Source organism: Actinosynnema sp. NPDC037264, assembly GCF_055603705.1.
In genome coordinates, this window is record NZ_JBVJVK010000010.1 from 170,830 (window position 1) to 196,560 (window position 25,731).

General features: G+C 73.2%; 10 protein-coding genes and 1 pseudogene. 4 read left to right on the forward strand and 7 right to left on the reverse strand.

The window, feature by feature from the left end; all coding sequences use genetic code 11:
• Positions 1-8,092 (forward strand): type I polyketide synthase (locus tag ACZ7GX_RS14950; RefSeq protein ID WP_498776785.1); only part of this gene is annotated, 8,092 nt, incomplete at its 5' end.
• 35 nt (positions 8,093-8,127) lie between these two features.
• Positions 8,128-13,218, forward strand: a pseudogene (locus tag ACZ7GX_RS14955) (type I polyketide synthase); the annotation flags it as partial.
• Positions 13,219-13,565: 347 nt separating this feature from the next.
• Here ACZ7GX_RS14955 and ACZ7GX_RS14960 read toward each other — a convergent pair.
• From ACZ7GX_RS14960 to ACZ7GX_RS14980, 5 genes are all read right to left on the reverse strand, one after another.
• Entirely contained in the window at positions 13,566-14,828 is a 1,263-nt protein-coding gene (locus ACZ7GX_RS14960) for an LLM class flavin-dependent oxidoreductase (RefSeq protein ID WP_498776787.1), read from the reverse strand.
• A gap of 540 nt (positions 14,829-15,368) precedes the next feature.
• Complete coding sequence (locus tag ACZ7GX_RS14965) at positions 15,369-17,906, reverse strand: FtsX-like permease family protein (RefSeq protein WP_498776789.1); 2,538 nt, start codon at positions 17,904-17,906, stop codon at positions 15,369-15,371.
• Positions 17,906-18,697, reverse strand: coding sequence for an ABC transporter ATP-binding protein (locus ACZ7GX_RS14970; RefSeq protein ID WP_498776791.1), 792 nt, complete (start codon positions 18,695-18,697; stop codon positions 17,906-17,908). Before ACZ7GX_RS14970 ends, ACZ7GX_RS14965 begins: the two co-directional genes overlap by 1 nt.
• Before the next feature lie 218 nt (positions 18,698-18,915).
• Positions 18,916-19,911, reverse strand: a complete 996-nt coding sequence (locus ACZ7GX_RS14975) for an aldo/keto reductase (RefSeq protein ID WP_498776793.1) — start codon at positions 19,909-19,911, stop codon at positions 18,916-18,918.
• Positions 19,866-21,341 (reverse strand): NDP-hexose 2,3-dehydratase family protein, encoded by a 1,476-nt coding sequence (locus tag ACZ7GX_RS14980; RefSeq protein ID WP_498776795.1) that lies wholly within the window; start codon positions 21,339-21,341, stop codon positions 19,866-19,868. The genes ACZ7GX_RS14975 and ACZ7GX_RS14980 overlap by 46 nt, the downstream gene beginning before the upstream one ends.
• 343 nt (positions 21,342-21,684) lie before the next feature.
• Here ACZ7GX_RS14980 and ACZ7GX_RS14985 point away from each other — a divergent pair, with 343 nt between their 5' ends.
• The gene (locus ACZ7GX_RS14985) at positions 21,685-22,779 is read left to right on the forward strand and encodes a DegT/DnrJ/EryC1/StrS family aminotransferase (protein ID WP_498776797.1); all 1,095 of its coding nucleotides are present in this window, start codon (positions 21,685-21,687) and stop codon (positions 22,777-22,779) included.
• The gene (locus ACZ7GX_RS14990; protein ID WP_498776799.1) at positions 22,766-23,482 is read left to right on the forward strand and encodes a class I SAM-dependent methyltransferase; all 717 of its coding nucleotides are present in this window, start codon (positions 22,766-22,768) and stop codon (positions 23,480-23,482) included. The genes ACZ7GX_RS14985 and ACZ7GX_RS14990 overlap by 14 nt, the downstream gene beginning before the upstream one ends.
• 83 nt (positions 23,483-23,565) lie before the next feature.
• Here the strand turns inward: ACZ7GX_RS14990 and ACZ7GX_RS14995 are convergent, their stop codons facing one another.
• Positions 23,566-24,339 carry an ABC transporter permease gene (locus ACZ7GX_RS14995; RefSeq protein WP_498776801.1) on the reverse strand — a complete coding sequence of 258 codons (774 nt, stop codon included), beginning with the start codon at positions 24,337-24,339 and terminating at the stop codon, positions 23,566-23,568.
• Positions 24,332-25,342, reverse strand: coding sequence for an ATP-binding cassette domain-containing protein (locus ACZ7GX_RS15000; RefSeq protein ID WP_498776803.1), 1,011 nt, complete (start codon positions 25,340-25,342; stop codon positions 24,332-24,334). The genes ACZ7GX_RS14995 and ACZ7GX_RS15000 overlap by 8 nt, the downstream gene beginning before the upstream one ends.
• Positions 25,343-25,731 lie beyond the last annotated feature (389 nt).

Sequence of the window (25,731 nt, forward strand, 5' to 3'; positions counted from 1 at the left end):
TATCCTCGATGGTAGGGTCGCCCGTTCCTCTTTCTCCGCGGGCCACAGACCTGGCAAGGGCGACCTACTGACCTCCGCGTTCAAGGCGAGGCCCCCCCCCCCCCCCCCCCCCCCCCCAGGGCACGGCGACGTCGCCACCGCCGGCCTGGACCGGGTGGACCACCCGATGCTGAGCGCCGCCGTCGTCGAGCCGGACTCCGGCGGGGTCGTCCTCACCGGCCGGCTCTCGACCGGTGTGCAGCGGTGGGTCGCCGATCACGACGTGCTCGGCACAATCCTGTTGCCGGGCACCGGTTTCGTGGAGCTGGCGCTGTGCGCCGGGCAGCACGTCGGCAGCGGGCACGTGGACGAGCTGACCCTCGAAGTGCCGCTCGCGCTGCACGTCGGCGTCACCCTGCGCGTGGTCGTGGGTCCGGCCGAGGACGACGGCACGCGTGCGGTGCGGGTGTACTCGCGCGCTGAAGGAGACGACGTGCCGTGGGTGCGGCACGCGACCGGCGTGCTCGGCCCGGTGGCCGACCCGCCGACGGCCGAGCTGGTCGAGTGGCCGCCGCCGGGCGCCGCCGAGGTGCCGGTGGACGACGCCTACCGGTGGCTGGTCGACCGCGGTTACGCCTACGGCCCGGCGTTCCAGGGCCTGCGGCGCGCGTGGCGGCGCGATGACGACGTGTTCGCCGAGGTTTCGCTGCCCGAGGAGGCCAGGCGCGACGCCGGCCGGTTCGGGCTGCACCCGGCGCTGCTCGACGCCGCGATGCACGCCGACCTGCTGGACGCGGAGGGCGGCGCGGCGGGCGCGACGCTGCTGCCGTTCTCGTGGAACGGCGTGTCGCTGCACGCGTCGGGCGCGACCGACCTGCGGGTGCGGCTGCGGCGGCTGCGTGGCGAGGAGGTCACCGGGATCACCGTCGCGGACGGCTCCGGCAACCCCGTCCTGTCGGTGCGCTCGCTGGTCAGCCGCCCCGTCACGGCCGGCGAGCTCGGCCGGGCCGCGGCGTCGTCCGGTTCGCTGTGGCGGGTCGACTGGAGCCGGGTCGGCGTGCGGACGGGCGTTCCGACGCCGGCGCACGACGTCCTCGTGGTCACGCCCAAGGACGGCGAGGTGCCTGAGGCGACCCGGGCGGTCGTCGTCGAGGTCCTCGACGGGCTGCGGACGTGGCTGGCCGACGACCGCAACACCTCCTCGACGCTCGTCGTCCGCACCACGCGGGCCGTCGCGACCTCGGATGACGACGCCGTCGACGTGACGCAGGCCCCGGTCTGGGGTCTGGTGCGCGCCGCCCAGGCCGAACACCCGGGCCGGGTCGTGCTCGTGGACGACGACGGCACGGCGTCGGCCGAGCTGGTGGCTTCCGCGGTGGCGCTGGGCGAGCCGGAGATCGCCTTGCGGGCGGGTGAGGCGCTGGTGCCGAGGCTCGTCGCCGCGGCGCCCGCGACCGCCGACCTCTCCGCCGCCTGGCAGGGCTCGGTGCTCGTCACCGGCGGCCTCACCGGGCTGGGCGCGATCCTCGCCCGGCACCTCGTCACCGAGCACGGCGCGCGGCGGCTCGTGCTCACCGGCCGTCGCGGCGCCGAGACGCCGGGCGTCGACGGGCTGAGGGCCGAGCTGACCGGGCTCGGCGCGGACGTGCGGGTCGAGGCGTGCGACGTCACCGACCGCGCCGCCGTCGCCGCGCTGCTCGACCGGATCACCGCGGATCACCCGCTGACCGCCGTCGTGCACGCGGCGGGCGTGGCCGACAACGCGCTGGTCGGCGACCTGACCGCGGCGCGGACGGACGCCGTGCTGCGGCCCAAGGTGGACGGCGCGTGGCACCTGCACGAGCTGACCCGCGACCTGAAGGCGTTCGTGCTGCTCTCCTCGGCGGGCGGCACCGTGCTGGCCGCCGGGCAGGGCAACTACGCCGCCGCCAACGTGTTCCTGGACGCCCTGGCGGCCCACCGCGCGGCGGCCGGCCTGCCCGCCGCCTCCCTCGGGTTCGGCATGTGGGCGGTCGACACCGGTCTGGGCGGTCCGCTCGCGGACGCCGACCTCGACCGGATGGCCCGGCTCGGCACGCCCGCGATGGCCGTCGAGGACGCCCTCGCGCTGTTCGACAGCGCCCTCGCGACCGGTGACCCGGTGGTGACGCCGATGCCGGTCGACCGGGCGGCGTTGCGCGCGAGGTCCGACGAGCTGCCCGCGTTGCTGCGCGGCCTGGCCGGTCGGCCGGTGCGCGCGGCCAAGGCGTCCGACGACCGGTTCGCCGGGCTGTCCGGCGCGGAGCGGCTGCGGGCCGTGCTCGACGTCGTGCGGTCCTGCGCGGCGGCCGTGCTGGGCCACGCGAGCCCCGACGCGATCGACGCCGACCGGCCGTTCCGGGACCTCGGCGTGGACTCGCTCGCGGCCGTCGAGTTGCGCAACGCGCTCACCGCGGCGACCGGCGTGCGGCTGCCCGCGACGCTGGTGTTCGACCACCCGACGGCCCGTGCCGTCGCGGCGCTGATCGACGGCTCCCTCACGACCACCACCGCCGTCGCGCCGCCGCCGGTCACCACGTCCGCCGTCGCGGACGACCCCGTCGTGATCGTCGGCATCAGCTGCCGCTTCCCCGGCGGCGTGCGCGACGCCGAGGACCTGTGGCGGCTGGTGGCCGAGGGCCGGGACGCGGTCGGCGGCTTCCCCACCGACCGCGGCTGGGACGTGGACGGCATCTTCGACCCGGAACCGGGCCGACCGGGCCGCACGTACGTCCGCGAGGGCGGCTTCCTGCACGACGCGGCGGAGTTCGACCCCGAGTTCTTCGGGATCATGCCGCGCGAGGCGCTGGCCATGGACCCGCAGCAGCGGCTGCTGTTGCAGGGCTCGTGGGAGGCGTTGGAGGACGCCGGGATCGACCCGACCACGCTGCGCGGCAGCCGGACCGGCGTGTACGTCGGCGTCATGTACGGCGACTACGGCAGCCGTCCCGGCGAGGTGCCCGAGGACCTGGCCGGGTACCTCGGCAACGGCAGCGCGGGCAGCATCGCGTCCGGCCGCGTCTCCTACACCCTCGGGCTGGAAGGGCCCGCCGTCACCGTCGACACGGCGTGCTCCTCGTCGTTGGTCGCGCTGCACATGGCGGTCCAGGCGCTGCGCCAGGGCGAGATCGGGATGGCCATCGCGGGCGGCGTCACGGTGATGCCGACCCCGGACATCTTCGTGGACTTCAGCCGCCAGCGCGGGCTGTCGGCCGACGGCCGGTGCAAGGCGTTCGCCGGCGCGGCCGACGGCACCGGCTGGGCCGAGGGCATGGGCCTGCTCGTGGTGGAGCGGCTGTCCGACGCCCGCCGCAACGGCCACCGGGTGCTCGCGGTCGTGCGCGGGTCGGCGATCAACCAGGACGGCGCGTCCAACGGGTTGACCGCGCCCAACGGCCCCTCGCAGCAACGGGTGATCCGGCAGGCGCTGGCGAGCGCCGGTCTGTCCACATCGGACGTCGACGCGGTCGAGGGCCACGGCACCGGCACCCGGCTCGGCGACCCGATCGAGGCGCAGGCCCTGCTCGCCACCTACGGCCAGGACCGCGCGCCGGACCGGCCGCTGTGGCTCGGCTCGGTCAAGTCGAACATCGGCCACGCGCAGGCGGCGGCCGGTGTCAGCGGCGTGATCAAGATGGTGATGGCGCTGAGGCGGGGCGTGCTGCCCCGGACCCTGCACGTGGACGAGCCGTCGCCGCAGGTCGACTGGACCGAGGGCGACGTGCGGCTGCTGACCGAGCCGGTGGAGTGGGTCGACGCGGGACGTCCGCGCCGCGCCGCCGTGTCGTCCTTCGGGCTCAGCGGCACCAACGCGCACGTGATCCTCGAACAGGCGCCGGACGAGCCGGTGGCCGAGGAGGCCTCCGGCCGGCAGGAACCCGACGCCGGCCTCGTGCCGTTGGTGCTCTCGGCCGCGGCCGAGAACCGGTTGCCCGAGCAGGCGGCCAGGTTGAGGGCGCGCTTGGCGGCCGACCCTGACACCAGCCTGCTCGACCTCGGCTACTCCCTGGCCACCGGGCGGGCGGCGTTGAAGCACCGCGCGGTCGTGCTCGGCGCGAACCGGGACGACGTGCTGCGCGACCTCGCCGACCTGTCCGCCGGCGCGGTCGCCACCGGCGCGGTCGTCACCGGGGCAGCCGCGAGCGACGGCCTCACCGCGTTCCTGTTCTCCGGGCAGGGCGCCCAACGCGCCGGCATGGGCCGCGAACTGTACGAGGCGCACCCGGTGTTCGCCGACGCGCTGGACGAGGTGTGCGCGCACCTCGACCCGCTGCTCGGCCTCTCGCTGCGCGACCTGATGTTCGACGAGAGCAGCACCGACCTCGACCGCACGCTCTACACCCAGACCGGCCTGTTCGCGTTCGAGGTCGCCCTGTTCCGGCTGGTCGAGTCGCTGGGCGTCACGCCGGACGTGCTGCTCGGCCACTCCATCGGCGAACTGGTCGCCGCGCACGTCTCGGGCGTGCTGTCGTTGGCCGACGCCTGCGCGCTGGTCGCCGCCCGCGGCCGGCTCATGCAGGCGCTACCCGCCGGTGGTGCGATGGCCGCGGTGCGCGCGACCGAGGACCAGGTCGTGCCGCTGCTCACCGCGGGCGTCGGCATCGCCGCCCTGAACGGCCCCGAGTCCGTGGTGATCTCGGGCGTCGCCGACGAGGTCCGGGCCGTCGCCGCCCACTTCCGCGGCACGGAGTTGCGCGTGTCCCACGCCTTCCACTCGCCGCTGATGGAACCGGTGCTGGCGCGGTTCCGGGAGGTCGCCGCCGGTCTCGACTACGGCACGCCGCGGCTGCGCGTGGTGTCCAACCTGACCGGCGGGTTCGCCACCGCCGCCGACCTGGCCTCGCCCGACTACTGGGTGCGGCACATCCGCGAGGCCGTGCGGTTCGCCGACGGGGTGCGCACGCTCGCCGACGCCGGCGTCACCCGGTTCCTGGAGCTGGGTCCGGCCGGCGTGCTCACCGCGCTGGCCGACGCCTGCCTGGACGACGCGCCCGCCGTGCTGGCGCCCGCCGTCCGCAAGGACCGGCCCGAACCCGAGGCCCTGCTCACCGCGCTGGCCGGGCTCCACGTCACGGCGGGCGGCCCCGACTGGTCGGCCTACTTCGCCGGGCGCGGCGCGCGGCGCACCGACCTGCCCACGTACGCGTTCGAGCGACGGAGGTTCTGGCTCGACATGGCACCCGCGAACACCGGCGTCACCGGCGCCGGCCAGGTGGACGCCGACCACCCGCTGCTCACCGCGGTCGTGGTGGCGCCCGAGTCCGGTGGCGTCACGCTGACCGGGCGGCTGGCGCTGGACACCCACGCCTGGCTCGCCGACCACGACGTCCTCGGCACCGTGCTGCTGCCCGGCACCGGGTACGTGGAACTGGCCGTGCGCGCGGGCGAGGAGGTCGGCTGCCCGGTGGTCGAGGAGCTGACCATCGAGGCGCTGATGCCGCTGCCGCCGACCGGCGGCACCGCCGTGCAGGTCGTGGTGGAGCAGGCGGACGCGGGCGGGCGCCGGTCGTTCGCGGTGTACTCGCGGGTCGAGGACGCGCCGCCGCACGTGCGCTGGACCCGTCACGCCTCCGGGGTGCTGGCCGGACTCATGCAGGAGCACCCGACCCCCGAGGAGTTCGACGTCGGCCACCGCGAGTGGCCGCCCGCCGGCGCCGAGGTCGTCGACATCTCCGACGTCTACGACTACCTCACCAGCCAGGGCTACCACTACGGGCCGATGTTCCGCGGGCTCAAGCGGGTCTGGCGGCGCGACCGGGAGATCTTCGCCGAGGTCGCGCTCCCCGAGGACGCGCGCACCGAGGCCGCCCGGTTCCGGCTGCACCCCTCGCTGCTCGACGCCGCGCTGAGCGCCACCGACTTCCTGGGCGGGCGCAAGCCGCAGGACGTCGGCGCGTCGCAGCTGCCGTTCGCGTGGACCGGCGTCACCGTGCACACCGGGGGCATCGCGCACCTGCGGGTGCGGATCAACTGGGTCGACTCCGACGCGGGCGTCGGCTCGGACGCCGTGCGCCTGGAACTGGCCGACACCACCGGCAACCCGGTGGCGACCGTGCGGTCCCTGGTGGTCCGCGCGGTGACGCCGGACCGCGTCGCCGCTGCCGCCGCCGCCTCCACCGGCACCCGGCCGCGCGAGTCGATGTTCCGGCTCGGCTGGGTCTCGCTGCCGCTCGGCGCGGCGGGTGACGCGCCGGCCGGTCGGTGGGCGGTGCTCGGTGACGTGGACCTGCCGGGCGTGCCCGCGTTCGACGACCTGGACGCGCTCGCCGCGACCGGGCCCGAGGTCGTGTGGTTCGGGTGCCCGGCCGGTGACGGCGACGTGCCCGGTTCCGCGCGACGCGTGCTGTCCGACGTGGTGGACCTGCTCCAGCGCTGGCTCGCCGACGAGCGGTTCGACCGGTCGCGGCTGGTGGTCGTCACGCGCGGCGGGGTCGACACCGACGACGTGGACCCGGCGCAGGCCGCCGTGCACGGTTTGGTGCGCGCGGCGCAGCAGGAGCACCCCGGCCGGTTCGTGCTGGTCGACGTGCTCGACGGGCGGATCAGCCCGGCGCTGGTCGCGCTGGACGAGCCGGAGCTGTCCGTGCGCGGCAGCGACGTGCGCGTGCCGCGGCTCGCCGAGGTGTCCACGTCCGACCCGGAGCGGTCGGCGCCGTGGGACGCCGACGGCACCGTGCTGGTGACCGGCGGCACGAGCGGCCTCGGCGCGCTGGTGGCCCGCCACCTGGTGTCCGTGCACGGTGTCCGGCACCTGCTGCTCACCAGCCGCAGCGGCGCGACCGCGCCCGCCGCGGCGGCGCTGGTCGCCGAACTGGCGGAGCTGGGCGCCCGGGTCGAGGTGGCCGCGTGCGACGTGGCCGACCGCGCGGCGCTGGCCGACCTGCTGGCCGCCGTGCCCGCCGAGCACCCGTTGCGCGGTGTCGTGCACGCGGCGGGCGTCATGGACAACGCGTTGGTCGGCTCGCTGGACGCGGACCGGCTGGACCGGGTGCTGCGACCCAAGGTCGACGGCGGCTGGCACCTGCACGAGCTGACCCGTGACGCCGACCTGACCGCGTTCGTGCTGTTCTCGTCGGTGTCCGGGCTGGTGCTGGGCACGGGTCAGGCGAACTACGCCGCGGCGAACCGGTTCGTGGACGCGCTCGCGCAGCGCCGGCGCGCCGAAGGGCTGCCGGCCACCGCGCTCGCGTTCGGCCTGTGGACCACGGTGACCGGCCTGGGCGGCGGCGCCGTGGACGCGGGCGCGGAGGAGCAGCGGCTGGCGGCGCTCGGCCTGCCGCCGATGTCGTCGGCCGAGGGGCTCGTGCTGTTCGACGAGGCCGTGGCGCTGGACCAGCCGGTGCTCGTGCCCCTGCGCGTCGACGCGGCGGCGCTGGCCGCGTCGTCCGCCCCGGTCCCGGCGATGCTGCGCGAGGTCGCCAGGCGCACGACCCCGACCCGGGTCGCGGCGGCGGACCGCACGGCCGCGCCGGCCGCCAAGCCCGCCCCCGTGTCGCTGGAACAGCGGTTGGCCGGCCTGCCCGACGACGAACGCGAGCGTGTGCTGCTCGACCTCGTCCGCACGCACGTCGCGGCCGTCCGGCACGACGAGCCGGAGGCGATCGACGTCGACCGGGGCTTCACCGAGATGGGCCTGGACTCCCTGGCCGCCATCGAACTGCGCAACCGGCTCCAGACCGCGACCGGCATGCGGTTGCCCGCCACGCTCATGTTCGACTACCCGAACCCGAGCGCGCTGGCCGGTTACCTGTTCGAAGAGGTGTCGGACCTGATCCCGGCCGTGACGCCCGCGCCGACGGCCGCGCCCGTCCCGGTCGCCGCGCCCGTCCCGGCGGCGCCCGCACCGGCGGCGCCCGCACCGGCGGCGCCCGACGACGAGGCGGTCCGCCGTGCCCTCACGTCGGTCCCGGTCGACGCGCTGCGCGCCGCGGGTCTGCTCGACGTGATCCTCGCGCTGGCCGGGACGCCGGACGCGCCACCCGCTGCGGACGGCCTAGCCGCGTCGGACGGGCCGACCGACCAGAGCGATTTGATCAAGAACCTGGACGTGGACGACCTGGTGCGCGCCGCGCTCGCCGCGAGCGACGACGACTGAGAGTGAGGCTGTCCTCAGTGGACACATCGGTTGAGCGGATCGTCGAGGCGCTGCGCAAGTCCATGCTGGACAACGAGCGCCTGCGACAGCAGAACGCGCGGCTCACGGCGGCGGCCACCGAGCCGATCGCCGTGGTCGGCATGGCGTGCCGCTACCCGGGCGGCGTGACGTCCCCGGACGAGCTGTGGCGCCTGGTCGACGAGGGCCGGGACGGGGTGACCGGGTTCCCCACCGACCGCGGGTGGGACCTGGACGGCCTGTACGACCCGGAGCCGGGCGCACCGGGCCGCAGCATCGCGCGGGAGGGCGGGTTCCTGCACGACGCCGCCGACTTCGACGCGGACTTCTTCGGCATCAGCCCGCGCGAGGCGATCGGCATGGACCCGCAGCAGCGGCTGCTGCTGGAGACGTCGTGGGAGGCGATCGAGAGCGCGGGCATCGACCCGCGCTCCCTGCGGGGCAGCCGCACGGGCGTGTTCGCCGGCGTGATGTACCACGACTACGGGTTCGGCACGAGCGACGGCAGCCTGGTCACCGGGCGGGTCGCGTTCTCGCTCGGGCTCGAGGGCCCCGCCGTCACGGTCGACACCGCCTGCTCCTCGTCCCTGGTGGCGCTGCACTCGGCGGTGCAGGCGCTGCGGTCGGGGGAGTGCGGGCTCGCGCTCGCCGGCGGGGTCACGGTGATGGCGACCCCGGACATGTTCGTCTACTTCAACGTCCAGCGCGGCCTGGCCCGCGACGGTCGGTGCAAGTCGTTCTCCTCCGCCGCCGACGGCACCGGCTGCTCGGAGGGCGTCGGCGTGCTGCTGCTGGAGCGGCTGTCCGACGCCCGGCGCAACGGCCACCCGGTGCTCGCGGTGGTGCGCGGCAGTGCGGTCAACTCCGACGGCGCGTCCAGCGGGCTGACCACGCCGAACGGCCCGGCGCAGCAGCGGGTGATCAAGCAGGCGGTCGCGGCGGCCGGCCTTGCCCTGGCCGACGTGGACGTGGTCGAGGCGCACGGCACCGGGACCGTGCTGGGCGACCCGATCGAGGCGCAGGCGCTGCTGGCCACCTACGGCCGGGACCGGCCCGCCGACCGCGCGCCCCTGTGGCTCGGCTCGATCAAGTCGAACCTGGGGCACACCCAGGCCGCCGCGGGCGTCGGCGGCGTGATCAAGGTGGTCCAGGCGATGAGGCACGGAGTCCTGCCGCGCACGCTGCACGTCGACGAGCCGACGCCGCACGTGGACTGGTCCGCGGGCGCCGTCGAGCTGCTGACCGAGGCCCGGCCGTGGCCCGAGCACGGTGGCACGCGCCGGGCCGGCGTGTCGTCGTTCGGCATGAGCGGCACCAACGCGCACGTGATCCTGGAGCAGGCGCCCGCCGAGGACGTCGCCGACACCGCCGACGTCGCCGTGGAGCCGCCGCGCGCGGTGTGGCCGCTGGTCGTGTCCGCGAAGACGCCGGAAGCGCTGCGCGGGCAGGCCGCCGCCCTGCTGTCCCGGATCGACGCCCGGCCGTCCGCCCGCGTGGTCGACCTGGCGTTCTCCCAGGCGACGACGCGCACGTCGTTCGACCACCGCGCGGTGGTGCTCGCCGCGGACCTCGTCGAGGCCCGCACGGCGCTGGCCGCGGTCGTGGCCGGGCAACCCCACCCGGACGCCGTCGTGGACAGCGGCCGCCACCGCGCCCCGGCGGTGCTGTTCACCGGCCAGGGCGCGCAGCGGCTCGGCATGGGCCGTGACCTGCACGCGGCGTTCCCGGCGTTCGCCGCCGCGTTCGACGCGGTGCTCGCCGCGCTCGACCCGCACCTGGAGCGGCCCCTGCGCGAGGTCGTGTGGGGCGAGGACGCCGAGCTGCTGGACCGCACCGACTTCGCGCAGCCCGCGCTGTTCGCGTTCGAGGTCGCGCTGTACCGGCTGGTCGAGTCGTGGGGCGTGCGGCCGAGCGCGGTCGCCGGCCACTCGATCGGCGAGCTGGCCGCCGCGCACGTCGCCGGTGTGCTGTCCCTTGAGGACGCATCCACTCTGGTCTCCGCACGCGGCCGGCTCATGCGGGAACTGCCCGAGGGCGGCGCGATGGTCGCGGTGCGGGCGAGCGAGCACGACGTGCGCCCGCTGCTGACCGACGAGGTGGACATCGCCGCGGTCAACGGTCCCGACGCGGTGGTGCTCTCCGGCGTCGAGGCCGCCGTGCTGGAGCTGGCCTCCCGGTTCCCCCGGGCCAAGCGCCTGCGGGTCTCGCACGCGTTCCACTCGCCGTTGATGGCGCCGGTGCTCGCCCGGTTCCGGGAGGTCGCGGCCGGCCTGACCTACCACCCGCCGACGTTGCCGGTGGTGTCGATGACCACCGGTGCGAAGGCGGGCGCGGACGTGCTGTGCTCGCCGGAGCACTGGGTCCGGCACGTGCGCGACGCCGTGCGCTTCGACGACGCGGTGCGCGCGATGGCCGCCGACGGCGTGCGGACGTTCGTGGAGCTCGGCCCGGACACGGTCCTGTCCGCGCTGGGGGAGGAGTCCCTGGCGGACCCCGAGGTGGTGTTCCGCGCCGCCGCGCGCCGGGGCCACGACGGGCCGCGCGGTGTGCTCGCCGCGTTGGCCGCCGCCGTCGCCCGCGGCGCCGCCCCCGACTGGGCCGCGTTCTTCGCCGACAGCGGCGCCCGCCGCGTCCCGCTGCCCACCTACGCCTTCCAGCGCCGCCGCTTCTGGTCGCAGGCCGAGGTCGGGCAGGACTCCGACGCGCGGGCGCACGGGCAGCTCAGCGCCGGGCACCCGTTGCTGTCGGCCGTCGTGCCCTTGGCCGACGACGGCGTCGTGCTGACCGGTCGCCTCGACCCGCGCGGCCACCAGTGGCTCGCCGACCACGCCATCAACGGCCGCGTGCTGCTGCCCGGCACGGCGTTCGTGGAGCTGGCGCTGAGCGCGGGCGGCCACGTCGGGTGCGACGCGCTGGAGGAACTGGTCCTGACCGCGCCGCTCGTGCTCACCGGCACGTTCGCGCTCCAGGTGGTCGTGGACCCGCCGCACGAGGACGGCCACCGCCGCGTCCGCGTGTACTCGCGTCCCGCCGGTGACGCCGACGCGTCGTGGACCTCGCACGCGGACGGCGTGCTCACCGCCTCCGACGCCCGGTCCGCCTGGGAACCGCCCGCCGAGTGGCCGCCCGCCGGCGCCACCCCGGTCGAGGTGGCCGACGCGTACGAGCGGATGGCCGAGCGCGGGTACGACTACGGCCCGGCGTTCCAGGGCCTGCGGGCCGCGTGGCGGCTCGGCGACGAGGTGTTCGCCGACGTGGCGCTGCCGGAGCAGGTGCAGCGCGGCGCCGGGTTCGTGGTGCACCCCGCCCTGCTCGACGCGGCCCTGCACGCCGACGTGCTGCGCGACACCGGCGACACGCTCCTGCCGTTCACGTGGACCGGCGTGACGCCGCACGTCCACGGGGCCACCGAGCTGCGCGTTCGGTTGCGGAGGCAGGCCGACGACCTGGTGGCGGTCGACGCGGCCGACGCGGCGGGCCGGCCGGTGCTGTCGGTGGCCGCCCTGCTGTCCCGGCCGGCGGCGCGGGAGTTCGGCGGCTCGCTGTTCGGCGTCGAGTGGCGGAGCACGCTTCCTGGCGAGGTCGGCGAGCCCTTTGCGGTGCACGAGTGCGTGGTGCCGGACGCGGTGGCCGTGCCCGACGCCGTGCGCGCGGCCGTGGGCGACGTGCTCGCCGCCATCCGGTCCTGGGTCGCGGACGACCGTCCGGGCAGGCTGGTGGTGGTGACCCGCAGTGCGGTCGCGACGGCCGAGGGCGCGTCGGTGGACGTGCGCCAGGCTCCGGTGTGGGGCGTGGTGCGCGCCGCGCAGGCCGAGCACCCCGGCCGGTTCACGGTGGTGGACGTCGACCGTGCCGACGCGCCGCTCGCGGCGGCCGTGGCGACCGGTGAGCCGGAGATCGCCTTGCGGGGCGACGACGTCCTGGTGCCCCGCCTCGTCCAGACGACCGGTTCGGCCGTGCGGTGGCCCGTGGACGGCACCGTGCTGATCACCGGTGGCACCGGTGGCCTGGGCGCGCTCGTCGCCCGGTACTTGGTGGCCGAGCACGGCGTGCGGCGGCTGTTGCTGACCAGCAGGCGGGGTGCGGCGGCGCCGGGTGCGGAGGCGTTGCGGGCCGACCTCGTCCGGCTGGGCGCCGAGGTGTCGATCGAGGCGTGCGACGTGTCGGACCGGGCCGCGTTGGCGGCGTTGCTGGCCGACCACCCGCCTGCCGCCGTCGTGCACGCCGCGGGTGTTGCCGAGAACGCTTTGGTGGGTGCGATCACGGACGAGCAGGTGGACCGCACGTTGCGGGCCAAGGCCGACGCGGCGTGGCACCTGCACGAGCTGGCGGGTGACGTGGCGGCGTTCGTGCTGTTCTCGTCCGCCGGTGGTCTCGTGCTGGCGTCCGGACAGGCGGGGTACGCGGCGTCCAACGTGTTCCTGGACGCCCTCGCCGAGCACCGCCGGGCGGCCGGGTTGCCCGCCACGTCCGTCGCTTTCGGACTGTGGGCCGTGGACACCGGGCTGAGCGGTGACCTGGCCGAGGCGGACCTGGAGCGGATGCGACGGCAAGGCCTGCCGCCGTTGCCGGTGGAGGAAGGGCTCGCGCTGCTGGACGCGTCGGTGGGCGCGGACCGGGCGAGGTCCGTGGCGTTGGCGGTGGACGTCTCGGCGTTGCGCCGCCGCACCGACGAGGTGCCCGCGGTGCTGCGCGACCTGGCACGTCGTCCGGCCCGCCGCGAGCCGGTCGCGGTCGGTGGTGCGGCGCTGGTCGCGAAGCTGGCCGGGCTGACCGACGTCGAGCGGGAACGGGTGCTGCTCGACCTCGTTCGCACGCACGCGGCCGCCGTGCTGGGGCACGAGCGGACCGCCGCGGTCGCCGCCGCGAGCGGCTTCCTCGACCTCGGTTTCGACTCGCTTACCGCGTTGGAGCTGCGCAACCGGCTGGCCGAGGCCACCGGCCACCGCCTGCCGCCGACCCTGATCTTCGACCAGCCGACGCCGATCGCCTTGGCCAGGCACCTGCGTGACGAACTGGCCCCGCCAGTGGAGGAGGCTCCCGCGAGCCTCGAGGACGCCACGGCCGATGAGCTGTTCGACATCCTGGATCGGGAACTCAGCGGTTGACCGGCGGTTCGGTGGGTTCGGGCGGCTCGGTGGGTTCAGGCGGCTCGGTGGGTGAGGGCGGCTCGGGTCAGGCTCGATTTGACGGAGCGGCCCGGGTTCGGTCCGGCTCGATTTGACATGGGGCCCTTACGGGCACTCCAGGCAGGCCAAAGCCGGCAGGCCCGGCGGGGAAAAGCGTCCCGCCAGGCCTGCCGGCTTCGACCAGCCTAAAGCACCCGAACCCATGTCAAATCGGGCCTCTGCGGTGCGCTGCGGGTCCGTTGTGGATTGGGAAGTGGCCCGTGGGCGGTGGGCGGTGGTTCGTGGCCCGGGCGGTGGTTTGTGGCCCGTGGTTTGTGGCGGTGGGGTCAGCGTCGGGGAGCGAGCTCGGGGCGTTCGGCCTTCGTCACGTAGTCGGACACGTCGACCGACCGTTGCGGCTTGCGTGCCAGTGCCTCCTTGATCGGCACTTCGAGTCGGCGCTGCTTCGCCGCGTCGCGCTCTTCGCGACGTGCCGCGAACTCGGGCATGACCTCGGCGGCGAACAGCTCCAAGGCCTCGCACACGTGCTCGTGCTTGTTGGCCCCGATCTGCGCCTGGAAGATGATTTGGTCGACGCCCGCGTCCTCGTAGGCTCGGATGACGTCGGCCAGTTGCTCGGGCGTGCCGATGCCGCGGCGCAGGGCGGCGCGTTCGGCGCGGGTCTTCGGGTCCATCGAGGCGAGCGCGGCGTCGCCCAGGTCGCGCACGAACCCCAACTGGTGGCGCATCCGCTCGAAGTCCGCCGTCACGTCGGTGACACCGGGGCGGTGCTTGCCGTTCACGTAGTAGTGCATGAACGAGTAGGCGAAGAAGTAGGCGCCGTCCAGACCGCGGTCGAGGGCCACCTCTTCGTCCTGATGGCACATGAACGGCAGCACCAGCGCGAAGTTCGGGTTCACCGAGAAGCCCATCGGCAGGCACTCGTCGGAGGCCAGCGTCTCGTAGTAGGCGTCGACCCGTTCCTTGGCCTGCTCGGGGGAGATGAAGGCGAACGACAACGCGCCCATGCCGTTGCGGGCCGCGGTCTCCACGGTCTGCGGGCTGCTGCACGCCACCCACATCGGGGGGTGCGGCTTCTGCTTGGGCTTGGGCAGGACGTTGCGCGGCGGCAGGTCGAGGAACCGGCCGTTGTGCCCGGTGAACGGCGTCTCGGTGAGCAGGCGGGTGATGACCTCGACGGCTTCCTCCCACTGTTCGCGCTTGGTCTCGCGGTTGACGCCGAACGCTTCCAGCTCCAGCTGCGTGCTGCCCTGCCCGGTGCCGAAGTCGACCCGGCCGCCGGAGATGAGGTCCAACGTGGCCAGGCGTTCGGCCACCCGGACGGGGTGGTTGACGCCGGGCGGGAGCGACACGATGCCGTGCGCGAGCCGGATCCGTTCGGTGCGCGCGGCGGCGGCGGCCAGGAACACCTCGGGAGCGGACGAGTGGGAGTACTCGTCCATGAAGTGGTGCTCGGTTTCCCAGGCGTAGTCGAAACCGAGCCGGTCGGCCAGCACGATTTGGTCCAGCGACTCGTTGAGCATCCGCTCTTCGCTGTCCTCGGCCCAAGGCCGGGGAAGCTGGTGGTGATACAGGAGCCCAAATCGCATGACCATCCCCATTTCGTTCGGGAAGAAACCTGTCGTCCGCTCGCTTCGCCCCGAAGTATTCGGCCGCCCGAGGGCCACAGCAACCATTACCGCCCCGGTCTCTAGGACATTCGAACAGTTAGGGGTGACTAGGGGAGCCTCCACCGGTCCACCACACCCCACCCGCCCACAACGGCCCCGCAACCACCCACCGGTCCACCACACCCAGCCCGCCCACAACGGACCCGGAACATCCGCACCTAGGCCCGATTTGACATGGGTTCGGGTGCCATAGGCTGGTCGAAGCCGGGCAGGCTTGGCGGACGCTTTTCCCGCCAGGCCTGCCCGGCTTTGGCCTGCCTGGGGTGCCCGTAAGGGCCCCATGTCAAATCGAGCTGGCCCCAACCACCGCGCCACCCAACCCCCAACCAACCAGCCCAACCAGCCCAACCCGCCCCGCCCCAACCCAAACCCAACCCGCCCCCACAAACACTCAGGCCCCACAACTCCCCAAAGGGAAGTCGCAGGGCCTGAGCGGACGCGGCGCTGGACGGGGTGGTGCTAGTCGGCCTCTGGCAGTGCCGCCTCCAAAGGTCGACCCTTCGTCGCACGCATCGCGAACGTGAACGTCGCGGCGAGCACGAGGACGAACGCGGCACCGACCACGGCGAAGTACATCCACACCGGGCCGACCGGGAACGGCGAACCCGTCCGCGCCAGGCTGAACGACACGATCGTCGTGGGCGCGATGAGGCTGCCGAGCACGATGCCGATGAGCGCCACCAGCACGCCCTCCAGCATCGTCATCCTCATCACCTGGCCGCGGGTCGCGCCGGTCAGCCGCTGCAGACCGAACTCACGACGCCGCCTGCCGACCGACAGCGCCAACGTGTTGATCACCGAGATCGCGATGAAGCCGAGCAGGATGGTCAGGAACAGGTAGTTGATCGTGGCCATCGCGTCGAGGTAGTTCTCGAACGCCTCGTTCAGCTGCTCCCGGTTCACCACGTGGCTGCCCGGGTGAGCCGCCGTCACGGCCTCCATCGCCGTGGTCAGCTGGGCCGCGTCCGTACCGGCCGCCGGCGCCGCCACGATGTGGTTGGGCAGGCCGGACGTGGTGTGCTCGGCCAGCAACCGGGCGGGCAGGATGATCGAGGTGAAGTCCTCGTCCTCGGCGTGCAGCGCGACGACCCGCAGGCCGACCTCCTCGCCGTCACCGAGGCGCATCGTGATCGAGTCGCCCACCTTCACACCCATGGCCTGCGCGTGACCTTCATTGAGCGACACCGCGTCACCCTTGAGGTCCGCCAGCGAGCCCTGCGCGACCTTGGTCGTGGTGACCTCCTGCGCGGCGTCCGCGGTCAAGCCCTTCAGCTGCCAGCCGCCGAGGCTCTGCTGGCCCGCCCACGCGTCGGTCGGCGAGGTGATGAACCCGTTGCTCACCAGGAACTCCGACGCCTTGCCGACGCCCGGCAGGGCCCGGACCTCCTCCAGCACGGTGGGCGCGAACCCGTCCGGGCCCGACCGCAGGATCGTGTTGGCGCCGAAGCCCTCGGTGTACTTGCCGACCGTGCTCTGCTCGGTCGTGTTCACGTACAGGCTGCCGGTGCCCACGGAGACCAGCAGGATCAACGGCGTGATCACGGCGGCCACCTGAGCCGGCCGGGCCCGCGCGTTGAGCGTGGCCAGCGTGCCCGAGAACCCGGACAGCGCGCGCAGCAGCGGACCGAGGACCGCGACCATGAGCCGTGAGACGTCCGGGCCGAGCAGCAGCAACGCGATCGCCAGCAGGATCGACGACCAGGTCGCCGGTCCGGCCACGAACGGGCCGCTGACGAAGTTGAACGTGACGAAGACGAGGCCACCGGAGTAGATCACGCACAGGATCGCCAGCCCCCGCCGGACCCACCCGGCGCGGGTGCGCTGGGCGGCGAGGTCGCCGAGCGCCTCGATCGGCCGGGTCTTGGTCGCGCGCCGACCGGCCACCAGCCCCGCGCCCACGGCCGTGACCAGGGCCGTCACCACCGCGGCGACGGTGGGGATCCAGCCCAGGTGGAACGCCATCATCTTGGGCGCGATCTCCGCGTCCACGACCCGGCTGAACAGCCAGCGACCCAGCAGGACACCCGGCGCGACGGCCAGCGCGGAGGCGACCAGCGCGACCGCGATCGTCTCGCCGAGCACCATCCGCCGCAGCTGACCCGGCGTCGCGCCGACCGCGCGCATCAGGGCGAGCTCGCGGTGGCGGTTCTGCAGCGCCAGGGTGAGCGTCACCGCGATGCCCAGCAGCGACACCAGGAAGGCGACGCTGGCCAGCATCAACGAGATCAGCAGCAGGTCGTCGGACTCCAACGCGACCGGGTACTCGGCGTGACCGCGCTGGTCACCGGTCAGCACGGTCGCCTGCTTGCCCGCGAGCGCGTCGGTGATCCGCTGGGCGAGCGCCGCCGTGTCCGTGCCCGGCTCGGGCAGCACGGCGATCGCGTCGACCTTCGACGTGTCGGTCACGAACCGGCTCGCGTCCTCGGCGGTGAAGAAGACGGTCGCCGAGTTGTTCGCCCCCGGACCGCTCGCGATGCCGGCGACCTCGAACTGCTCGACACCGCCCGCGATGGACAGCGTGACCGGCTCGCCGACCTTCGCGCCGGACTGCTGCTGCGCGATCGGGTCGAGCACGACCTGGCCCGCGGTGGGCGCGGCGCCCTCGCTGAGCGAGTACGGGCGCAGCTTCGCGGTGTCCCAGTCGTGGCCCGTGGTGGCCAGCGGCGTGCCGCTCGGCGGGGTGGTGCCCAGCGGCAGGACGGGGAAGCCCCGGTCGGGCACGGCCTCGGCGACACCCGGGACGGCGGCCACGGTGTCCACCAGGCCCTCGTCGAGCCGGATGCGCTCGCTGAACGAGCCGGTGGCGCCGAACCTCTGGTCCCCGGTCACCACGACCGGCGCGGCGGCCAGCCGTTCGGCGGGGATGGCGTTGAGCACGGTGGTCTCCAGCAGACCACCCGCCGCGATCATCATCGCCGCGCACAGGAACATGCCGACGAACGTCGCCACGAACCCGGCCCAGCGGTGCCGCAGCGTCAGCAGGGCGAGGCGCAGCATCAGACACCCCCGAACGAGCTCGACCCGACGGCGTCCTTGTCGGCCCAGGCGCCGAGCATCGTCATGCGCTCGGCGACGGTCTCGGCGGTGGGGTTGCGCAGCTCGCTGTCGATCTGGCCGTCCGCGAGGAACACGACGCGGTCGGCGTAGGAAGCGGCGGACGGGTCGTGCGTGACCATGACGATGGTGTGCTGGTGGTTGCGCACGGCGTTGCGCAGCAGGGTCAGCACGCTGCGGCCGGACCGGGTGTCCAGCGCGCCGGTCGGCTCGTCGGCGAAGATCACGGCCGGGCGGGTGATGAGGGCACGTGCGACGGCGACGCGCTGCTGCTGACCACCCGACAGCTCGGTCGGCCGGTGGTGGCGGCGGTCCGCGAGACCGACCTGCGCCAGGGCGTCCTCCACCGCGGCGCGGTCCGGCTTGGTGCCGGCCAGCTGCAACGGCAGCGTCACGTTCTGCTCGGCGGTCAGCGCGGGCAGCAGGTTGAGCGACTGGAAGATGAACCCGATGCGCCGGCGGCGCAGCAGCGTCAGCTTCTTCTCGTTCAGCTTGCCCAGGTCGACGTCGTCGAGCACGACCGTGCCGGACGTGGGCTGGTCGAGCCCGGCCGCGCAGTGCAGCATCGTGCTCTTGCCCGAGCCCGACGGGCCCATGACGGCGGTGAAGGTGCCCTTCTCGAATTCGAGCGAGAGATCGGCGAGCGCGGTGACGCTGTTCGCACCTTTGCCGTAGACCTTGCGCACGGAATCCAGCCGGACAATCGCCGTGCTCGAGGATTTCTGGGTTTCCACTTCGTGACTCCTCAAAGGTTCGTCAGCGCCGTTCGTCTTGCCCCATCGCAGCTGCCAGGAACACTACGAGCGGTCGGCGCTCCGCTGGAATGGGGCGCGCCCTGAGCCGGTGGGTAGGGCTAGCCTCACCCCTGGGCGCTGGCGCTGACACCAAGACCGCCGGGGGGCTGGCCGGTCCGGCGTTCGTGCGGATTTCCCGGTTGTCGCGGCCCCGGTTCTCACGCCGGGAACAGCTCGTCGAGCTTTCCCGCCACCTCGCCGTCTAGCGGCGCTTCCAGGGCGCGCTCGGCCGAGGCCAGGTGGTCCAGGGTGCGCGGGCCGATGACCGCGCCGGTGATCCCCGGCCTGGTCAGCACCCAGGACAGCGCCACCTCGGCCGGGTCGGCGCCGAGGTCGGCGCAGAGCTTCTCGTACTCGGTGATCCGGTCGCGCCGCGTGCGCATCTCGACCTCGGCCCGGCCCTGCGCCGTCTTGACCGCCGTGCCGTCCGCGAGCTTGCGCACCGCGCCGCCCAGCAGACCGCCGTGCAGCGGCGACCACGCGAACACGCCGACGCCATAAGCGGTGGTCGCCGGGATCAGCTCGGCCTCCGCGCCGCGCCGGACCAGGTTGTACACGCACTGCTCGGACACGACGCCGAGGTTCCCGCGCCGCAGCGCGGCTTCCTGCGCCGACACCAGGTACCAGGCGGCGAAGTTGGACGTGCCGACGTAGCGGACCTTGCCCTGCCCGATCAGCACCTCCAACGCGGTCCACACCTCGTCCCACGGCGCGGTGAAGTCCATGTCGTGCAGCTGGAACAGGTCGATCCAGTCGGTGCGCAGCCGGCGCAGCGACGCGTCGCAGGAGGCGATGATGTGCCGCGCGGACAAGCCCTGGTCGTTGGGCCGGTCGCTCATCGGCTGGCACACCTTGGTGCCCAGCACCACCTTCTCCCGCCGCGCGCCGTCACGGCCGAACCACTCGCCGATCAGCTCCTCGGTGAATCCCTTGTGGACCTGCCAGCCGTAGTTGTTGGCCGTGTCGAAGAAGTTCACGCCGCGGTCGAGCGCGGCGTCCATGACCTCGAAGCCCTCTTCCCGCGTGGTGCGCACGCCGAAGTTGAGCGTGCCGAGGCACAGCCTGCTCACCTTCAGGGCCGTGCGGCCGAGCCTGACGTGCCGCACCGTCACCCCTCGTCCCAGTTCGACGCGCCGAACGTGCTGTGCAGGCACGCGATCAGGCTGCGGGCCTGCACGTTGACGTAGTGCCCGTGCCGCAGCAGGCTCACCAGCTGGTGCAGCGTCATCCAGCGGTAGTCCTCCGCCAGCTCCGGCGGCACCTCCAGGTCGACCTCGACCACGGTGTAGCGGGTCTGCGCGTTGAAGAACCGCCCGCCCTCCTCGGACAGGACCGTCTCGAACCGCACCCGGTCCGGCGGCGCGGCGAGCACCTCGTCCAGGAACGGCGGGCGCGCGGCGTCGGGCAGCGCGGAGTAGTTGCTCGGCATTCCCTGCACGGTCGGGCCCAGCTCGACCACGTCGAGGTAACCCGGTTCCACCCGCGCGTTCACCAGCACGTGCAGCACGCCGTTGATCGGCTTGGCGAGGAACGCCACCACGCCGACGTCGGTGGGCTCGATCATCGGCTGGGTCCAGCTGCGCACCTCGCGGTTGCCCGCGACCGTGTCGACGCCGACGACGTTGAAGAACAGCCCGCTCTCGTGCGAGATCCGCTCGTCCGTGCGCACCCAGTGCTCCACCTGGTCCAGCGGGATGCGCGTGGTGGCCACGTCGTGCCGGGTCCGGGCGCCGGTGATCCAGCTCAGGATCTCCCCGATCGTGTGCAGGCTGCCCTCGTCGTCGCTGCACGAGCGCAGCACGTCGAGCCGCACCGCGCCGCCCGCCGCCGAGAACGCCTCGGTCAGCCGGTCCCCGGAGAACGGCAGGCAGGACAGCACCGTGCGGGAGTCCATGTTGACCAGGTTGTCGATCTCGAACAGGTGGTGCAGCTGGCCGATGGTCAGCCAGCAGAACCCGTCGAGCAGCTCGACGTCGTCGGTGGTCTCGACGATGATGTTCCGGTTGCGCTTGCGGTAGTACCAGGAACCCTGCTCGGACTGCAGCACGTCCGCCAGCACCTGGTTGCGGCCGGTGTCGGTGAAGTAGTCCAGGTACGGCACCGGTGCGCCTTTGTGCACCCGCGTGTAGTTGCTCTTGGTCGCCTGCACGGTGGGCGACAGCTGGAGGGTGTTGCAGTTGCCCGGTTCCATCTTGGCCTGCATCAGGCAGTGCAGCACCCCGTTGAACTCCTTGACCAGGATGCCCAGGATGCCGATCTCCGGCTGGTTGATGATGGGCTGCGTCCACGCGGGCACCGCCGCGCCCTCGATTCGCACCGACAGGCCTTCGACCACGAAGAACTTGCCGCTGTCGTGGACCAGGTTCCCGGTGTCCGGGTCCGTCCGCCACCCCTTCAGGTCGCGCAGCGGGATCTTGTCGATGACGCTGCCGTCGGTGGCCAGTCTCTCGGCGAACCACTGGAGGAACTCGGGCAGCGACATCTCGGAACCGGAGTCGGCGAAGACCGACTCGGCGATGCGCACGGGTGTCGTCGCATCCGTGGTGCGCAGCAGGACGGCTTGTGCCGCCGTGGTTTCGGACACTGGGCACTTCCTGTGGCTCGTGAGCGGGCCGGCGCGGTCGATCGGGGGATCGGCGCTGGAAAGAGTCGACGGTGCCGCGTGACCGGGTAATGTGGACGGAGGATCGACGCGGTCGACCCGCTCGATCGTGTGGCCTCGGCGCGGTGGAATCAAGGCCGGCGCGGAAGCTAAGGGTGGGTCGGGGGTGCGCCCGATTTCCTTAAGGGGCGGCCGAGGGGTGGCCGGCATTCCGTAGGGGTTGAAGGGGCGGTCGACCGGCCCGCACCATGCAGGAATGCCTGACGAGCCTCTTTTCAGCAGCCCGCTGCACGTGGGGCGCCCGAACGTGGGTGATCGGTCTCGCTTGTTCGAGCTCCTCAACGAGGCACTGGACAGGCTGTGGCTGACCGACGGTCCGCTGGTCCGCGAGTTCGAGCAGCGACTGGTCGAGGTGACCGGCGCGGACCACTGCGTGGCGGTGGTCAACGCGACCGTCGGCATCCAGCTCGCCGCCAGGGCGTGCGGCATCGGGCCGGGTGACGAGGTGATCGTGCCGTCGTTCACCTGGGTCGCCACCGCGCACGCGCTGAGCTGGATCGGCGTCGTCCCGGTGTTCTGCGACATCGACCAGGGGACCGGCAACATCGACCCCGAGCACCTGGAGCGGGTGATCACCCCGAGCACCAAGGGGATCGTCGCCGTGCACGTGTTCGGCCGGCCGTGCCCCATCGCCGAGCTGACCGCGGTCGCCGAGCGGCACGGCATCCCGCTGATCTTCGACGCCGCCCACGGCCTGGGCTCCACCTACGGCGGCGTGCCGCTGGGCGGGTTCGGCGCGGCCGAGGTGCTGAGCTTCCACGCCACGAAGTTCCTCAACAGCTTCGAGGGCGGCGCGGTGGTGACCAACGACCCCGAGCTGGCCGCGCGGGTCCGCGCCATGCGCAACTTCGGCATCGACCCGGACCGCGACGTCGTCTCCTGCGGCACCAACGGGAAGATGAACGAGGGCGTCGCGGCGATGGGCCTCACCTCGCTGGAGGTGATGGACGAGCTCATCAAGCACAACCTGCTCAACTACGAGCTGTACCTCAGGGAACTGGCCGGCGTGCCGGGCGTGACCGTGCGCGAGCAGGCGCCCGACGAGCGGTCGAACAACCAGTACCTGGTGATCGAGGTCGACGGTGCGGTCGCCGGCCTGTCGCGCGACGAGATGTGCGAGGTCCTGCACGCCCGGAACGTGATGGCGCGCCGCTACTTCCACCCCGCGTGCCACGAGATCGAGCCGTACAAGCAGGCGCCCGGGGTGCACGCCCCGCTGCCGCTGCCGCACTCCGAGGCCCTGGCCGAGCGGGTGCTGGCGCTGCCGACCGGCACGTCCATCGGCGAGGAGGAGATCATCGGCATCGCCGGGATCATCCGCGACGCCGTGACCGAACGGGGTTCCCGTGTACGACGCTGAATTCGCCGACGCCTACGACGCGATCTACCAGGCGCACAAGGACTACCGCGCGGAAGCGGACGTGATCCGGGGTCTCGTGCTGGACCGCTGCCCGCACGCGACCACGTTGCTGGACCTCGGCTGCGGCACGGGCTCGCACCTGGTCCACCTCGCCGAGCAGTTCGACGTGGTGGGCGTGGACCTGTCCGCGGCCATGGTGGAGCACGCCCGGGCGAAGCTGCCCGACGTGCCGATCCACTGCGGTGACATGCGGGACGTCGCGCTGGACCGCGAGTTCGACGCGGTGTGCTCGATGTACAGCTCCGTCGGCTATCTGCCCGGCCTGGCGGGGCTCCGCGCGGCGGCCGAGAACATGGTGCGCCACCTGTCGCCCAAGGGCGTCCTGGTCGTGGAGCCGTGGATCCTCGCCGAGCACTGGAACGGCGGCGAGCTGGTCACCGCGACGTTCGAGCACAACGGGGTCGTGGTGTCGCGGATGGGCCGGTGGAAGACGGTCAAGGCGCGCAGCGTGGTGGAGATGCACTACCTGGTCAGCGACGCCGACGGCGACAACATCCGCTACTTCACCGACCGCCAGAGCCTGGGGCTCTACACGAGGGCGGAGTACGAGGCCGCGTTCGCCGACGCCGGCTGCCCGGTGGAGTACGTCGAGGGCGGCGGTCACGCGGCACGCGGGCTGTTCGTGGGCACCAGAACACACTGATCCGACGTCCACTGTGGACGTCCTCGGTAGACGAAGAGGCCCGGCCGGGATGATTCCCGGCCGGGCCTTTCGTGCTCCTGCGTTCAGGCCGTGCGACGGCGGAACATCACCGTGCAGAACACGATGCCGGCGGCGGCGATGCCCACGCACCAGATGACGGCCAGCAGCGGGTTGTCGCCCACCGGCGTGCCGAGCAGCAGACCGCGGATGGTCTCGATGACCGGCGTCACCGGCTGGTACTCCGCGAACGGCTGCAACCAGCCGGGCATGGTGTGGATCGGCACGTACGCGCTGCTCGGGTAGGGCAGGAACACGACCACGAAGGTGAACGCGTTCGCGGCCTCGCTCGACCGGGCCAGCACGCCGACCGACGCGGCCAACCACGCCATCGCGAAGATGAACAGCGCGATGATGCCGACCGCGCTGAGGATGTCGAGCGCGGTCGCTTCGGACCGGAACCCGTACAGCAGCGCGACGCCCACCACCGGCACGAGCGTGATGATCGTGCGGATCGTGCCGACCAGGACGTGACCGGCGATCACCGGCGCGCCGCTGATGTCCATCGACCGGAAGCGGTCCACGATGCCGCCGGTCATGTCGTTGTTGACGGTGACGGCGGTGGTGGCGGCGCCGAAGCCCGCGCAGGTCAGCAGGATGCCGGGGGTGAGGTAGAGGATGTAGTCGGTGCCGGTCTGGATGGCGCCCGCGAACAGCGACATGAACAGCACCATGATCGCGATCGGCAGGATCCACGTGGTCAGCAGCGCGTCCAGGTCGCGCAGCGCGAGCCGGGCGGCCCGGCTGCTCATCGCGGGCCAGTGGCCGATGCGAGACGGCGGGGTGGCGGTGTCAGACACCGGAGTTCTCCTTCTCGTGCTCGGCCTCGGCGTCGCCGTCGGCCTTCCCGGTCTGGTCCTCGGCCCGGGTCGCGGCGCGCCCGGTGAGCGCGAGGAACACGTCGTCCAGCGTCGCGCTGTGCACCTCGAACTGCGTGACCGCGGTGCGGTCCGCGTCGATCTCGTCCAGCAGCGCCCGCATGTGCGCCGCCGTGCCGTCGGTCGCGATGCCGATCGTGCGACGGGACTCCTCGCGGTGCACGGCGCGCTCGCCGAGGAAGCCCAGGGCGGCGCGGAACGCGTCGTCGTCGACGAACGTGACGTCCAGCCGCTGCTCGGCCACCCGCTCCTTCAGCTCCGTCGGCGTGCCCTCGGCCACCACGCGCCCGCCGTCGAGCAGCGCGACGTGGCCGGCCAGCTCGTCGGCCTCCTCGAGGTACTGCGTGGTGAGGAAGATCGTCACGCCGGCGGCGGTCAGCCCGCTGATGACCTCCCACATCATCCGGCGGCTGCGCGGGTCCAGGCCCGTCGTCGGCTCGTCCAGGAACACGATGGACGGCTCGCCGACGAGGCCGGCCGCGAGGTCGAGCCTGCGGCGCATGCCGCCGGAGTAGGTGCCGACGCGGCGGGACCCGGCCTCCACGAGGTCGAACTGCGTCAGCAGCTCCTTGGCCCGCGCGCGGGCGCGGGAGCCGGACAGGCCCGACAGCTGCGCCATCATGCGCAGGTTCTCCTCGCCGGTCTGCCGCTGGTCCAGCGCGACCGACTGACCGGTCAGGCTGATGGCGCGGCGCACCTTGCGCTGGTCCTTCAACAGGTCGTGGCCCGCCACGCGCGCCGTGCCGCCGTCGGGGCGCACGAGGGTCGACAGGATGCGGACCATCGTCGTCTTGCCCGCGCCGTTGGGACCGAGGAGCGAGAAGATGCCGCCCCGGGCGACCCGGATGTCGACACCGGCCAGCACTTGGACCGACCCGTACGATTTCACCAGGCCGTTCGCCTCGATCGCGAAGTCATCGGCCATATCCGTGGTCCCCCTCGTTCGGTTGAGCGGTGCGACGTTCGTGGTGACTGATTGGGATGATCATGGGCCGGGACGGGCGGAAACAGCCCGCCGGTGCCGGGACACGGCGTCGGTCGCGGCGTCCACGTCGCGCCGGGCGCTTGATCTGCGGGGATTGTGCCATAGGGAGCAACGGCGGGCAGCTGTTTCCCACGCTTCGCGCCCCCTATCGTTCGCAGTAGCCGGGCCGGGGCCATTGGGGTGAACGCGGGCTTTCCGGATTGCGCCGCACGGGTGTATTACCGGGTAACAGTCGACGTCGGACGACGGGAGGTTTCGCCCGACAAGGGTCGAATTAGGGGGCCTCTAGGGGCCGTCCGTACGGGGCGGCGGTTCATACCGTCGGCAGT